The organism is Pseudomonas sp. Os17 (assembly GCF_001547895.1).
Taxonomy (GTDB): Bacteria; Pseudomonadota; Gammaproteobacteria; order Pseudomonadales; family Pseudomonadaceae; genus Aquipseudomonas.
This window is the reverse complement of the sequence record NZ_AP014627.1, coordinates 1,435,377-1,448,471: the sequence shown is the minus strand read 5'-3', so window position 1 is coordinate 1,448,471 and position 13,095 is coordinate 1,435,377. Positions and strand designations below refer to the sequence as shown.

Here is a 13,095-nt window from a genome sequence, read left to right as displayed (position 1 = left end):
AGTCTTCAGGGAGCCAGACGTTCGCGAACCCACTGCTCGCCCTGCAGGCGATAGTTCAAACGATCATGCAGGCGACTGGGACGCCCTTGCCAGAACTCGATACGCTCTGGCAGCAAGCGATAACCACCCCAGTGTTCCGGGCAATCGGGCTGGCTGTCGCTGAAGCGCGCCTCAGTGGCCTTGAGCAGTTCCTGCAACTCGGCGCGATCGGCGATCACCCGGCTTTGCGGTGACGCCCAGGCGCCCAGGCGGCTGCCCAGAGGACGAACCTGGTAATAGGCATCGGACTCCTCGGGCGTGACCTTGGCCACCCGGCCTTCAATCCGCACCTGACGCTCCAGGGTTGGCCAGAAGAAGGTCATGGCAGCAAAGGGCCGTGCAGCCAGTTGCTGCCCCTTGGCGCTCTCATAGTTGGTGAAGAAGGTAAAACCTTGATCATCCAACCCCTTGAGCAACAGGATGCGGCAATGGGGACGACCGTCGGTATCGACGGTCGCCAGGGTCATGGCATTGGCCTCGACCGGGGGCTGCTCGGTTTTCACCGCATCGGCAAACCACTGGTGGAACAGCGCAAAGGGTTCGTCCGGGGCCTGGGCCTCGGACAAACCATCGCGGGTGTAATCGCGGCGCATATCAGCCAGAGACTGCGTCATGCCTGCTTCCTTTTCCTTGAGAATCAGTTGTTAGCTTGCGCGACCTTCTTGGCCGGAGCTGCCGCTTTTTTCGCTGGAGCCTTCTTGGCGGCAGGCTTCTTGGCGACGGTGGACTTCTTCGCCGGGGCTGCGGCCTTTTTGCCGCTTGCAGCTGGCACAGGCGGCTTGGCGTCCTGCACGGCGACCATTTCAGTCTCCGATGGCGTCGGCTGGTTGTACTTGCTCAACAGGCCCAACAGGGTGCTGCGCTGGGTCAGCATGATTTCCACACGACGGTTCAGCGAACGGCCCTGCGGGCTGTCGTTGGCGGCGCGCGGCATCACTGCGCCCATGCCACGCAGCATCAGGCGGTCCTGCTTCAAGCCGCTAAGGCTGAAGATGGCCGCAACGGACTGTGCACGATCGCGGCTCAGCTTCTGGTTGGCCAGGGTCGGACCGGTCGCATCGGCATGCCCGAGGATCAGCACAGCTGTCTTGGGATCGCCTTCAACCGCCTTAGCCACGCGGGTGAACGGGCCCAGGGTCACAGGCAGCAGCATGGCCGGACGATCCGGGTTGAAAGAAGCGTCGACCAGTGCGGTGACCACCAGCACGTTTTCGCGACGTTCCACTTGCAGCTTGCTGTCCTTCACCGCTTCACGCAGGCGCGGCTCGTAGTCGTCGAGCCAGGCCTGGGTGATTTTCGGATCAGGCATCGGCACGTCCGCCACACTCACTTTGTTCAGAGGCTTGGGCTCGCTCTTGGCAAACGGCCACCACCAGTGAGTCTCGGAATCCGCGGCCTTGGCCACTGCCGGAGCGGGAGCCGGCTCGGCCTTCTTGGCTTCGGCGACCGGCTTGTCAGCCGAGTCCTTGGAGGAGAACGGCCACCACCAGCTGCTGCTTTCGGCCTTCGCGGCGGGCGCGGCTGGGGCGGCGGCCACAGGAGCGGGCGCGGGCGCCGGTTCGGCAGCCGCAGCAACGGCGGGCTTGGCGGCGGCCGGTGCTTTGCCGGCTGGAGCTGCAGGTTTGGCAGAAGCGGTGGCTTTGGCGGCAGGTGCCGGCGCAGCGGCTTTGGCCGCTACCGCCGGTTTGCCCGCAGGAGCGGCAGGCGCCGCTTCGGCTGCGGCCGGTTTCTCGGCCGCTTGCGGGGCTTGATTGCTGCTGCTCTTGTCGGACCCGAACGACCACCAATGGCCGCCATCCGCTTCATTTTGTGGGGTTTGTGCACAACCTGTGACGGTCAGGCAGATGGCCAAGGCTAGAGACTTGTTTGACGACATGGGATATCCACAAAATGAGATAAAAAATTCGGTCTAAATAACCGCTACAAACAGACGCTTGGAAATTATAAAAGCCACAGGGTTCATGCCTGCAGCTTTTCCAGCATGTTTAAGCAAAAAAGTTCTTAACAGCAACCTTTTTACAGACAATCCGACAAAACCCGCACCAGCTTCTGCGCCCGCGGATCCATCAAGACATAAGGCCCCAGGGTGTTTGTCACAAAACCGAAGGCCACGTCATGCTCCGGGTCAGCAAATCCGATGGAGCCGCCCGCCCCCGGATGCCCAAATGCCCGGGCGCCCAGGCCGAACGTGGCATTGGCGACCTGGGGCTGATCGAGCATGCAACCCAGGCCGAACCGGGTCTGGGTCAGCAAGGTCTTGTCCATGCCCAGGCTGTGCTCACGGGTCAGTTCCTCGAGCATGTCGGCCTCCAGCAAACTGCCGTCCAGCAAGCCGCTATAGAAACCGGCAAGACTGCGGGCATTGCCATGGCCATTGGCCGCCGGCTGCTGCATGCGCCGCCACTCGGGTTTATTGGTGCTGGTCATGATAGACGGCGGATTGGTAAAGGCCCGGGTGGTCATCGCCGTGGGCTCGCGCATGGTCACTTGCAACAGGCGCTGGGCCGCGGCATCGCCGACATTGCCCTTGCCCCGGGCGATATGCGCGACCCGATGAAATTCCTCGTCAGCCAGGCCCACATGGAAATCCAGCCCCAAAGGCTTGGCCACCCGGGCCACGATCGACTCCCCCGGGCCACGGCCATCGGCCCGCCGGATCAGTTCCCCCACCAGCCAGCCATAGGTGATGGCGGCGTAACCGTGCCCTTCACCCGGCGTCCACCAGGGCTGCTCTGCAGCCAGGGCATCCACCATGGTCTGCCAGTCGTACAGGGCTTCGGCAGGCAGCAGCTCACGCAGCGCCGGCAGCCCGGCCTGGTGGCAGAGCAACTGACGCAGGGTAATCGCCGCCTTGCCCGAGGCGGCGAACGCCGGCCAGCAATCGGCCACTGGCGCATCCAGCTTGAGCTTGCCTTCGGCCACCAGTTGCAGCGCGGTGACTGCGGTGAAGGTCTTGGTGCAGGAGAACAGGTTGGCGATGGTGTCGCTGTGCCAGGCCTCGGCGCCATCCTTGTCGGCGGTGCCGGCCCAGAGGTCGATGACGGTTTCGCCACCGATCTGGATGCACAATGCCGCGCCGCGCTCCTGGGGATCCTCGAACAATGCCGCGAAAGCTTCGCGTACTGCCTCGAATTTAAGTTCGTAATGACCCTGAATCTGCACCCTGACTCCCCCAGCACATTTGCTCGACAACGAGGCGCGCATTGTTCCAGCCCGTAACGGATTTGGGAACAGCCGGCGGGGCTGCGCTCATGGCGCCAGAGCCCCCGCCCGATCAGTGACCGTTGGCGGCGTGGCCACCGGCATGCACGCCGCTGTCCCTGGCGCCGTGCGCCTGGCCGGCGTCACCGGCGCCCTGTGCGGCGGCACCGGCCTGTTGCGCCTGGGCCTGAGCCTTCTGCGCTTCCTTGGCCAATTGCTCAAGCGCCTGCAGGTTGCTCTTGCGCACCGTGTCGACAAAGCCCTGAAACGGCACATCGGTAATGCCCACCAGACCAAAATGTCCGTTTTCACCGTCCAGCAGGCGCCCAGTCACGGGCTGGTCCAGATACTGGAACCAATGCACACCGACGATCGACGGCTCGCTCAGCGCCTGCTTGAGGAAGTTGGCGTAGGCCGGGCCACGCTCCTCTTCCCGGGCCAGTTCGGTCACACCGCCCCAGAACGGACCGCGATCCCGGGAGCCGAAGTTGAATTCGGTCACCAGCACCGGCTTGTCCAGGCTGCGCAGATAGGCAAAGTCCTGACCGTCCTGAGGCTTGAGGGTGTAGAGGTTGAAACTCAAGACGTCGCAGTACTGGGCGCAGGCGGCCACCGCTTCGGGGTTGCTGACGGCAAAACGACCGCCCAGCAGCAGATGATTGGGTGCATGCCACTTCAACGAATCGGCGATGGTCTTGAAATAAGTCTCGGCAAAGACTTTCTGGAAATACTTGAAGTCAGCCTCGATTTCCGGGTGCTCGGGGCTCGGCAACGGCGGCACGAAGCCCGGGTCTTCCATCAGTTCCCAGGCCGGCAGGTCGATGCCCCAGGCTTTCGACAGGCCCGCCTGATTGCGGTACTTGTCCCGCAGTTGCTTGAGGAAGGCCCGCTTGGCCGGGACGTCGGTGGTCAGGCGCAACGTGCCGTAGGCCAAGGCATAGCGGGCTTTAGGATCGTCACCCGGACCGGCCCAGGCCAGCTCGTTGTCGGCAAAGTAGCCGATCAGCCAGGGATCGTCGCGGTGATCGCGGGCGGCAATGGCCACCGCGCGCTCGGTGGCCATGGCAAAGCGCGGGTCGAAGGGATCGGGCATGCCGCCCCACCAATCGCTGCCGGTGCTGATGCTGGCGTAGTCGCCGACGATGGACAGCGGCACGGTGTAGGGCACACGGTCGGCCAGCCCCAGGGCCGGCGCGCTCCAGTTGCCGATGGTGTTGAATCCCCAGGCCTGCAGACGATCCAGGGTGTGAGCGACCCAGCGCTTCTCATCAAACGCCGGCGGCGCGCACGCAATGGCCGCCTCCGAAGCCACAGGCTGGGCTTGGCTGGCGGCCGCCTGCTGCGCCGCCGGGTCGTCGTGGGTGCAGGGCTTGCCATACGTGCGTTGCAGGTTGGCCCGGTAGAAGTCGTACCAGCGGCCGGCGTTATAGCCACGCCCCTGGTCGGCACCGTTGCCCCCGCGGTTGTCGCCCTCGCCGTAATAGGCGGCCAGGGGCTCGTCGTCCTTGGGCAAGGCACTGAACATCCACTCGCGCCCGGCGACATAGGTCTGACTGTTGTCCGCGGCCACGGTGTTGACCCCCAGGGAGTAGAACGGATGCCCCTGAGGGGTAACCAGGAACCAGCGGCCATCGCGTTTTTCCGTGCGGAAGAAGCCGCTGGCCTTGAAGTCCGGGCCCAGGCTTGAGCCGCCGAACTGGTCCAGCGGCGCCTTTTCCCGCTCGCCGAGCCAGCCCTTGAGCTGTTGCTGTTCCCTGGCATCGGCCGCCTTGAGCTGATCATCGCTGCTGACTTTTTCCGGCCAGCGGGCCCGGGTCGACTGACCGTAGCCATCCACCAGCGAGCCGTAGACCGCCTTGACCACGCCCTCACCGTCCAGCAAGCCGAAGCGTTCGAGGAGGATGCTCTGGGTCGCCTTGGGGTTATCCAGGGATAGGGTGACCGACACCACCTGACTGCGGTCCAGTTGCCCTTCGCTACTGGCCAGCAGAATGCGCTGGCCGTCCACGGTCATCGGCATCGGCGGAGCGGCCTTCATGCCCTGGCTCAGGGGGCCGCTGGCCACCAGGGGCACCAGCAGGGTCTGCGCCGGACCGGCGGGCAGGTCGACGCGGCTGACCAGGGTCTTGCCGTCGTTACTCTGAATGGTCACGTAGAGCGTCAGGGCCCAGTTCATCGCACTCTGGATGCGCAGGCTCATCATCCCCGACTGCGACCAGTCCCAGGCGCCACTCTGTGGCGTCAGGCTCAGGCTCGGCTTGGCGGTGGGGTTGAAGGTGATCCGCCGCAGCACTTCGCCCTCGGCCGTCTGCTCCGCGTTGGACTGCGGCAGGCTGGCATCTTGTGTCGCCACCTGCACCACGGCGGCAGGTCGGACAAAGTTGAACAGCGTCTGTTGTCCGGCTGGGGCCGCCAGTACGGGCGCGGCAAACAACAGGGCAAATACAGTGGGCAACGAACGGCGAATCATATGAACCTGGCTCTCCCTAAAGGCCGATGAACGGCCGGTGCTGAAGCGGTGACGTGAAATAGACAGCACGGCGCGCAAAGGTGCGCGCCGTGCTCAAGATATTTCTCGGCGAAATGGCGGCAAGGCATTGAGGATAGCCTTGCCGTAGCGCTGGGTGACCAGACGGCGGTCCAGCAGGGTGATGGTGCCGCGGTCCTGTTCGGTGCGCAGCAGGCGACCGCAGGCCTGGACCAGCTTGAGGGAGGCGTCCGGCACCGAGATCTCCATGAACGGATTGCCGCCCCGGGCCTCGATCCACTCCGCCAGCGCCGCTTCCACCGGATCGTCCGGCACCGAGAACGGGATCTTGGCGATCACCACGTGCTCACAGTAGGCACCGGGCAGGTCCACCCCTTCGGCAAAGCTCGCCAGCCCGAACAGCACGCTGGAATCGCCACCGTCGACCCGGGCCTTGTGCTTGTTCAGGGTTTCCTGCTTGGACAGGTTGCCCTGGATGAACACCTGCTTGCGCCAGTCGCGATCCAGGCCGTCGAACACGTCCTGCATCTGTTTGCGCGAGGAGAACAGCACCAGGGTGCCGCGGGAACCTTCCACCAGTTGCGGCAGGTCGCGAATGATCGCCGCGGTATGCGCCGGCGCATCCCGCGGATCGGCCCGCAGGTCGGGCACCCGCAGCACCCCGGCATCAGCGTGATGGAAGGGGCTGGGCACCACGGCGGTCACGGCTTTCTTCGGCAGGCCGGCGCGCATGCGGAAACGGTCGAAGGTGCCCAGGGCGGTCAGGGTCGCCGAGGTCACCAGGGCGCCGTAGGCCACGTTCCACAGATTGCGCCGGAGCATCTCCGCGGCAAGGATCGGGCTGGCGTTGACCTCGATGTCGAACAGCGAGCCGCTCTCGGCCAGGGTCAGCCAGCGAGCCATGGGCGGGTTGTCTTCCGGGTCCTCGACGGTGAATGCGGTCCACAACTCCCAGTTGCCCGAGGCCCGCGCCAGCAGGCTGCCAAACAGCGGGTACCACTCTTCGGCCTGGTTGCTGGCGATGCCGATATTGACCTCGCCATCCATGCCTTCCTTGAGCAGCTCGGTGAGGCGGGTGAACAGGTCGGTCAGACGGGAGAAGCCCTTCTTCAGCTCGATGCCCATCTCGCGCATGTGCTCGGGGATCAGCCCGCCGACGAAGCGATGGCGCGGCCGTTCGCGGCCCTCCATGTCTTCGCCGGTCTTGAAGTCGGCGATCTGCTCGCAGGCGCTGAACATGAACTGCTGCTGGGTCTTGATCTCCCGCGCCAGCTCCGGCACCTGCTCGATCAGGCGCCCCAGGTCCCCGGGCAGCGGATGCTGGGCCAGCAGCTTGGTCAGGTTCTTGGCGGTCTGCTCCAGCCAGTCGGCGGTGGAGCGCAGCCGGGTGTAATGGGCAAAGTGGCCAATGGCCTTGTCCGGCAGGTGGTGGCCTTCGTCGAACACATAAAGGGTGTCGCGCGGGTCCGGCAGCACGGCGCCGCCGCCCAGGGCCAGGTCGGCCAGGACCATGTCGTGGTTGGTGACGATCACGTCCACCTTGCCCATGCCTTCGCGGGCCTTGTAGAAGGCGCACTGGCCGAAGTTCGGGCAATGGCGGTTGGTGCACTGGCTGTGGTCGGTGGTCAGGCGCGCCCAGTCGGCGTCTTCCAGGGCCGTGGGCCAGCTGTCGCGGTCACCGTCCCATTTATTGCCGGCGAGCTTCTCGATCATGCTGGTGAACAGCTTCTGGCTGGCTTCATCCACTTCGATCTTGAAGCCTTCCTCCTCGAACAGCTGGGCCGTGGCGGTCTGGGCGTGGCCTTCCTGGAGCAGCATGTCGAGCTTGGACAGGCACATGTAGCGCCCCCGCCCCTTGGCCAGGGAGAAGCTGAAGTTCAGCCCGCTGTTGCGCATCAGGTCGGGCAGGTCCTTGTAGACGATCTGCTCCTGCAGGGCGACGGTGGCGGTGGCGATCACCAGGCGCTTGCCGGCGGCCTTGGCCGTGGGAATCGCCGCCAGGCTGTAGGCCACGGTCTTGCCGGTACCGGTGCCGGCTTCCACCGCGACCACCGCCGGGTCGCCACTGCGCCGGCCTTCGTCGTCGGTGTCGATATCACCCAGGACCTTGGCCACTTCGGCGATCATCAGGCGCTGGCCATAACGCGGCTTGAGGCTCTTGGCTTCGAGAAAACGCGAATAGGCGCCCTGGATCGTGGTTTTGAGTTCGTTGCTGATCATGGTTTTTCGGGCGCACAAAACGCTGGATAAATTTTCAGTGGTTCGAATCGGCCGCTATCATACCCCGCTAATTCATCCCGCGCAGAACGGAGTACCCGAATGACCCCTTTCGCCCTTGCCTACACCCTGCATGTGCTGGCCGCCCTGGTTTGGGTCGGCGGCATGTTCTTCGCCTGGATGGTCCTGCGCCCCGCGGCCGTGGTCGCTCTGGAAGGCCCCGCACGACTGAAGCTGTGGGCCCAGGTGTTTCCGCGCTTTTTCGTCTGGGTATGGCTGGCCGTGGTGCTGTTGCCGATCAGCGGTATCGGCCTGCTGCATTTGCGCTTCAGCGGCTTTGAAACCGCGCCCAAGTATGTGCAGATCATGATGGGGCTGTATCTGGTGATGACCGCCCTGTTCATTCGCATCCAGTCCCTGCAACTGCCGGAGCTGCGCAAGGCGCTGGCCGCCGAGGATTGGCCCGCTGGCGCCGCGGCGCTGGGCAAGATCCGCCGGCTGGTGGGCAGCAACCTGATCATCGGCCTGGTGCTGGTGGCCCTGGCCGCGGCCCGGCCGACCTTCTGAAAGCAAGCGCCCGCTACAGGAGCGGGCGACTGGGAAAGCGCGGCCTCAAGGCCGCTGTTACAAACGCTGGACCGTCAGCGTGCCGGCTTCTCCCGCCGGCCCTGGCTGGCCTTGGGCGCCGGGACGACCGCTCTTGCCGCCGTCGGTGCGATACACCAGGCAGCCCTTGGACTTGCCCCCCGCGCCCGGCTTGCCTCCAGCACCGGCCAGGCCACCGGCACCGCCATCGACCAGCACCTTGATCCGCTCGCCTGGGAAGTCGCGGGGCAACTCGAGCCGGACCTGGGCGCCCGCCGCCCCGGGTCGTCCGTCGCCGCCGTTGTCACCATCGGCGCCGCGCCCGGCCTGGCCCCAGGTGCACCCCGGCTCCTGGCCATTGGCGCCGTCGAGGCCGACATAGCCGGGAACACCGGCACCGCCTCGAGCGTCCACCGACAAGGTCTCGGCCTTCAGGGATTCGAACCGCAGGTTCAGATTGCGCCCCGGCTTGGGCGCCTTTTCATAGGTGCCCGGCGCGCCGCGGGAGCTGATCTGGCTGCCGCTGTCCAACTGCGCACGCTGGACCCGCAATTGCAGGCTTTGCCCGGTCGGCACGATGGCGATGCGCGCCTCACGTCCCAGGTGCAGCTCCTCTACCTTGAGCTCGGTGACATTGGCCGGAATCAGCAAGGTGCCGTAGTCCGCCACGTCGAGGCGCTCCAGCTGCAGGGTGCTGGCGGTATTGGGCAGGCGCATGAAGGAGTTGCTTTCGACCTGCACCACCTGGGCCACGGCCAGGGGACTGCAGAACAGGGCCAGCAGGCAGAGCTTACGCATGATCGGTCTCGACAGCAGGAACAGCAGCGGGAAGGGTTTGCAGGTGGAAGATGCCCACCAGCAGGATTTGCCAACGATCACGCCAGGGATGCGGACGGTCCTTGAGGCTGCCATTGAACAGCAGCAGTTCCAGCAGATGGGTCAACAGCAGCAGACTGCCCGCCAGATTCACCAGCAGGTGCAATGGATTGATCAATGGCTTGGCCAGATTGATCAGCACCACCAGCCAAAAAACCAAGGTCAGAAACTTACCCATCCCCCACAAGAACTTCATACGCTCCCCTCGTGAATTATTCTTTGCGCGCACAGTAACGACTTATCCCGGGGGGACGCCAGAGGAGGATGAAAATTCTTCCCGAAGGCTCTGTTTAGCCCCTCGATCGGCGAGGATCGCCTGCCACGGCCGAACTCGGCGGACGCATCGAGACCCAGGAGAAGACCAGCGCCGGCCTTATCAACAACGCCCGGAGCCGGAACCCGAAACGACCCTGCGCGGCAGTCACGCCGCGCAGGTCTAGGTTTCAGCGGTTGATCTGAATCTCCGTGCGACGGTTCATGGCTCGGCCTTCGGCGGTCTTGTTGTCCGCCACCGGCTTGCTTTCACCCGCGCCGGTCACCGAGACGAAGCTGTTGCGTGGAATGCCGTTGCTGATCAGGTACTCCACCACCGAGTGGGCACGCTTGTCCGAGAGTTTCTGGTTGTAGGCGTCGCTGCCGACGCTGTCGGTGTGGCCGGTCACTCGCAGTTGCGCGCTCGGCGCCTCCTGTTTCAGGCGGGTGACGATGGTGTTGAGCTTGGACTTGTCGGCTTCGGTCAGCTTGGCCGAGTCGAAATGGAAGTACACATCGCGAATGACGATGGTTTCTTCCTTGACCACTACCACCTCTTCCACCACGGGTGGCGGTGGTGGGCAGCCGTTGGCATCGACCTTCACGCCCCTTGGGGTATGTGGGCACTTGTCACGGCTGTCCGGCACACCATCGCCGTCCTCGTCGCCATCACCTTTTACCCAGCAATAGGCGCCGGCCAGGCCACCGACCAGCAATGCGCCACCGCCCGCCCACGAGGAGCTTTCGGTGGCGCCCAGCGCCGCGCCCGTGACACCGCCCACCGCGGCGCAGATCGGCCAGTCGGTTTTCTGCAAACCTGCACAACCAGTCAACACACTGGTTAACAGAACCAAGGGTACTGCCGTCCGAATGATGCTCATCTGATTTCTCCTGAGGGATCGGCTCAAGGCCGATTCACGGAGTAAAGACCCCGGCATTGATCTGCGCCAGCAGTAGGCCAGCGCCGTTTTCACCCCGTAAACACGGGAACCTCGCGCAATAAGTGGTGAACCGCTCTAGGCCCGAAGGTGGCGGCACGCTAGTCTTGGGCGTTCTGATCGAGGAGCTAAGATGAGCGCCGGCATTTCTACTCGTACACCCCAGCAGGCCCTGGCGGCCCTGCTGGATCGCTATGCACCGCAACAGCTGCTGCTGATCGGCGCCAGCGACTTCCCGGCCCTGACGGCCTTCAAGGAAGCCCACCCCGGCACTCAGGTCGCCCAGGCAGCGCCCGGCCCCTTGCCCGCGGAACTGGCGGCCCGGCGTTTCGACCTGGCCCTGGCGGTGGACTGCCTGGAGCATTTGCCCAAGCGCGACGGCCTGAACCTGCTGGGGGGCATCCGCAACCTCAATGCCAGTCGGATTGCGGTACTGGCCGACCTGTCCGCCTGCGGCTGGCAGGAAACCGATTTTTTCTCCCTGGCCCTGCAGGCCAGCGAACGCTTCCAGCGGGAACAGCAGGTACTGACCCTGTTTACCTATGATCTGCTTGAATACAAACAGGTGCCCGACTGGCTCAATTCACGCTTCTGGGCGAACCCGGAGAACTTTGGAAAGTATTGGTGGTAACACGATGAGCGCCTCGATTTGTCCCTGCGGCAGCGGCAACCTGCTGGATGCCTGCTGCGGCCATTACCATGCCGGCCATCCCGCGCCCTGCGCCGAGGCCCTGATGCGTTCGCGCTACAGCGCCTATGTGCTGGGCCAGGTGGATTACCTGCTGGCCACGACCCTGCCGGTGCAGCAGGCCGGCCTGGATCGCCAGTCCATCAGCGAATGGAGTGCGCAAAGCACCTGGCTGGGGCTGCAAGTGGAGAGCTCGGAGGTCTTCGGTGGCCAGCCGGAGCATGCCTTCGTCACCTTCACCGCGCGCTGGCACGACAGCCAGGGCGAGCACAGCCACCGTGAGCGGTCATCCTTCGTGCAGAACCAGGGACGCTGGTATTTCATCGATCCGACGGTGCCGCTGAACGCCGGGCGCAACGACGCCTGCCCTTGCGGCAGCGGGCAAAAATTCAAGAAGTGCTGCGCCAGCTACTTCACCCGCTGAACCGGGAATGCCCCAGGCCCAGGACGGGCCCGGGGAATTCAAAGGGAGTCTTGTAATGATCGGTGAACTGCGCATCCTGCGAACCCTCTGCCTGCTCGGACTGCTGAGCCTGTCGGGGTGCGTGTCCTGGTTCACCGAGGAGGAACTGGACCCCGCGGTGCATCTGGTGAAAGTCGAGGTGGTCAAGGCCAATCTGCTGGAACAGCGCTTCACCCTGCACCTGCGGGTGGACAATCCCAACGACAGCGACCTGACCGTGCGCCGCCTGACCTACCGGGTCTATCTGCAGCGCTTCCTGCTCAGCGAGGGCGAGCACGAACACTGGTTCACCGTCTCGCCCCACAGCAGCCGCTTGTTCAAGGTGCCGGTGCGCACCAACCTCTGGCCGCAGATCCGCGACGTGGTGAAACTGCTGCGCAAGCCTGAACACCCCATTCCCTATCGCCTGGAAGGCGAACTGGAAATCGGATTATTCATCGGCAAGGACGTGCACCTGAAGCGCAATGGCGTGATAATTCCCGGCGATTTTATTCCGGAGTAACCCGCAATGACCCAGCAACCTCATGTCCATGGCCCTGACTGCAACCACGATCATGACCATCACGATCACGACCATGGCCATGTTCACGGCCCGCACTGCAACCACGCGCACCAGGAGCCGGTCCGCAACGCGCTGAAAGACGTCGGCCGCAACGATCCTTGCCCTTGCGGCAGCAGCAAGAAGTTCAAGAAGTGCCACGGCGCTTGATCTGAGCGCAGGCCGGGCTGCCAGGGCGCTACGCCGTCAGCGGCAACACTGCCCGGCCTCCCCGGCCAGGAGCTGCTCCTGGCTCAGGACCGTGGCGTACTCGCCCTGCAGATTGGCCAGCGACATGGCATGCACCTCCTCGGCAGTACGGGCCCGACCGGCAAAGTCGGGCTTGTCGAAGGTGTAGCAGGCATCGGCCACCACCCATACCGCAAAACCCAGGTTGCCTGCAGTGCGCGCCGTCGACTCCACCGAGTTGTTGGTGGCGACACCGACCATCACCAGCCCCGTAATCCCTTCCCGGCGTAAATCCGCTTCCAGCGGGTTGGCACAAAACGCATCCGGCACCTGCTTGCGAATCAGCCACTCGCCGTCCTGGGGACGAAAGCGCGGCTGAAATTCCACCCCGGATTGCCCGGGCCAGAACACCGAGTCCCGGGAGCGCGACAGGTGCTGCACATGAATCACCGGCCAAGCGCGGGCCCGCCAGTGAGCCAGCAGCTCAAGCATGCGTGCCTCCGCCTCGGGGTTGTTGCGCGGCCCGAGCCGGGGCTCGAGGATGCCTTGCTGCTGGTCGATGAGCATCAGTGCGGTGCTGGCCGAAAGGGGCATATTTTCTCCGCTGCGGTCATTGAATTC

General features: G+C 64.5%; 14 protein-coding genes. 5 read left to right on the top strand and 9 right to left on the bottom strand.

Going from position 1 to position 13,095, the window contains the following annotated elements; all coding sequences use genetic code 11:
* Window positions 1-5: 5 nt before the first annotated feature.
* The 5 genes from pdxH to dinG all read right to left on the bottom strand — a co-directional run bounded on the left by pdxH (window position 6) and on the right by dinG (window position 7,948).
* Window positions 6-653, bottom strand: a complete 648-nt coding sequence (gene pdxH / locus POS17_RS06505; RefSeq protein ID WP_060837849.1) for a pyridoxamine 5'-phosphate oxidase — start codon at window positions 651-653, stop codon at window positions 6-8.
* A 23-nt stretch (window positions 654-676) separates the two neighbouring features.
* A complete protein-coding gene (locus POS17_RS06500) occupies window positions 677-1,915 on the bottom strand; it encodes an OmpA family protein (RefSeq protein WP_060837848.1) in 1,239 nt (412 codons plus the stop codon).
* A gap of 140 nt (window positions 1,916-2,055) precedes the next feature.
* On the bottom strand, window positions 2,056-3,201 hold the full coding sequence (locus POS17_RS06495) for a serine hydrolase domain-containing protein (RefSeq protein WP_060837847.1): 1,146 nt from the start codon (window positions 3,199-3,201) through the stop codon (window positions 2,056-2,058).
* A gap of 112 nt (window positions 3,202-3,313) precedes the next feature.
* The gene (locus POS17_RS06490; protein WP_060837846.1) at window positions 3,314-5,710 is read right to left on the bottom strand and encodes a beta-galactosidase; all 2,397 of its coding nucleotides are present in this window, start codon (window positions 5,708-5,710) and stop codon (window positions 3,314-3,316) included.
* Window positions 5,711-5,803: 93 nt separating this feature from the next.
* Window positions 5,804-7,948 (bottom strand): ATP-dependent DNA helicase DinG, encoded by a 2,145-nt coding sequence (gene dinG / locus POS17_RS06485; protein ID WP_060837845.1) that lies wholly within the window; start codon window positions 7,946-7,948, stop codon window positions 5,804-5,806.
* A 99-nt stretch (window positions 7,949-8,047) separates the two neighbouring features.
* Between dinG and POS17_RS06480 the strand changes: the two genes are divergently transcribed.
* Entirely contained in the window at window positions 8,048-8,512 is a 465-nt protein-coding gene (locus POS17_RS06480; protein WP_060837844.1) for a CopD family protein, read from the top strand.
* A 57-nt stretch (window positions 8,513-8,569) separates the two neighbouring features.
* Here the strand turns inward: POS17_RS06480 and POS17_RS06475 are convergent, their stop codons facing one another.
* From POS17_RS06475 to POS17_RS06465, 3 genes are all read right to left on the bottom strand, one after another.
* Window positions 8,570-9,328 carry a hypothetical protein gene (locus tag POS17_RS06475; RefSeq protein WP_060837843.1) on the bottom strand — a complete coding sequence of 253 codons (759 nt, stop codon included), beginning with the start codon at window positions 9,326-9,328 and terminating at the stop codon, window positions 8,570-8,572.
* Complete coding sequence (locus POS17_RS06470; protein WP_060837842.1) at window positions 9,321-9,602, bottom strand: DUF1145 domain-containing protein; 282 nt, start codon at window positions 9,600-9,602, stop codon at window positions 9,321-9,323. Before POS17_RS06470 ends, POS17_RS06475 begins: the two co-directional genes overlap by 8 nt.
* A gap of 247 nt (window positions 9,603-9,849) precedes the next feature.
* Window positions 9,850-10,539 carry an OmpA family protein gene (locus POS17_RS06465; RefSeq protein WP_060837841.1) on the bottom strand — a complete coding sequence of 230 codons (690 nt, stop codon included), beginning with the start codon at window positions 10,537-10,539 and terminating at the stop codon, window positions 9,850-9,852.
* Between the two features lie 190 nt (window positions 10,540-10,729).
* Here POS17_RS06465 and POS17_RS06460 point away from each other — a divergent pair, with 190 nt between their 5' ends.
* From POS17_RS06460 to POS17_RS06445, 4 genes are read left to right on the top strand one after another with little or no spacing between them, the layout of a single operon-like run.
* Complete coding sequence (locus POS17_RS06460) at window positions 10,730-11,227, top strand: DUF6231 family protein (protein WP_060837840.1); 498 nt, start codon at window positions 10,730-10,732, stop codon at window positions 11,225-11,227.
* Window positions 11,228-11,231: 4 nt separating this feature from the next.
* A complete protein-coding gene (locus POS17_RS06455; RefSeq protein WP_060837839.1) occupies window positions 11,232-11,708 on the top strand; it encodes a YchJ family protein in 477 nt (158 codons plus the stop codon).
* Between the two features lie 55 nt (window positions 11,709-11,763).
* Window positions 11,764-12,249 (top strand): LEA type 2 family protein, encoded by a 486-nt coding sequence (locus POS17_RS06450; protein ID WP_060837838.1) that lies wholly within the window; start codon window positions 11,764-11,766, stop codon window positions 12,247-12,249.
* A 6-nt stretch (window positions 12,250-12,255) separates the two neighbouring features.
* Window positions 12,256-12,456: an SEC-C metal-binding domain-containing protein gene (locus tag POS17_RS06445; RefSeq protein ID WP_007923047.1), complete on the top strand. Its 201-nt coding sequence runs from the start codon at window positions 12,256-12,258 to the stop codon at window positions 12,454-12,456.
* A 36-nt stretch (window positions 12,457-12,492) separates the two neighbouring features.
* Here the strand turns inward: POS17_RS06445 and POS17_RS06440 are convergent, their stop codons facing one another.
* Complete coding sequence (locus tag POS17_RS06440; RefSeq protein ID WP_060841881.1) at window positions 12,493-13,068, bottom strand: cysteine hydrolase family protein; 576 nt, start codon at window positions 13,066-13,068, stop codon at window positions 12,493-12,495.
* Window positions 13,069-13,095: the final 27 nt, after the last annotated feature.

Bases quoted from the DNA above. Each gene is read 5' to 3' on its own strand.
- POS17_RS06450 (WP_060837838.1), top strand. From the start codon at position 11,764: ATGATCGGTGAACTGCGCATCCTGCGAACCCTCTGCCTGCTCGGACTG.
- pdxH (WP_060837849.1), bottom strand. From the start codon at position 653: ATGACGCAGTCTCTGGCTGATATGCGCCGCGATTACACCCGCGATGGT.
- POS17_RS06445 (WP_007923047.1), top strand. From the start codon at position 12,256: ATGACCCAGCAACCTCATGTCCATGGCCCTGACTGCAACCACGATCAT.
- POS17_RS06465 (WP_060837841.1), bottom strand. From the start codon at position 10,539: ATGAGCATCATTCGGACGGCAGTACCCTTGGTTCTGTTAACCAGTGTG.
- POS17_RS06490 (WP_060837846.1), bottom strand. From the start codon at position 5,710: ATGATTCGCCGTTCGTTGCCCACTGTATTTGCCCTGTTGTTTGCCGCG.
- POS17_RS06470 (WP_060837842.1), bottom strand. From the start codon at position 9,602: ATGAAGTTCTTGTGGGGGATGGGTAAGTTTCTGACCTTGGTTTTTTGG.
- POS17_RS06475 (WP_060837843.1), bottom strand. From the start codon at position 9,328: ATGCGTAAGCTCTGCCTGCTGGCCCTGTTCTGCAGTCCCCTGGCCGTG.
- dinG (WP_060837845.1), bottom strand. From the start codon at position 7,948: ATGATCAGCAACGAACTCAAAACCACGATCCAGGGCGCCTATTCGCGT.
- POS17_RS06460 (WP_060837840.1), top strand. From the start codon at position 10,730: ATGAGCGCCGGCATTTCTACTCGTACACCCCAGCAGGCCCTGGCGGCC.
- POS17_RS06455 (WP_060837839.1), top strand. From the start codon at position 11,232: ATGAGCGCCTCGATTTGTCCCTGCGGCAGCGGCAACCTGCTGGATGCC.
- POS17_RS06480 (WP_060837844.1), top strand. From the start codon at position 8,048: ATGACCCCTTTCGCCCTTGCCTACACCCTGCATGTGCTGGCCGCCCTG.
- POS17_RS06440 (WP_060841881.1), bottom strand. From the start codon at position 13,068: ATGCCCCTTTCGGCCAGCACCGCACTGATGCTCATCGACCAGCAGCAA.
- POS17_RS06500 (WP_060837848.1), bottom strand. From the start codon at position 1,915: ATGTCGTCAAACAAGTCTCTAGCCTTGGCCATCTGCCTGACCGTCACA.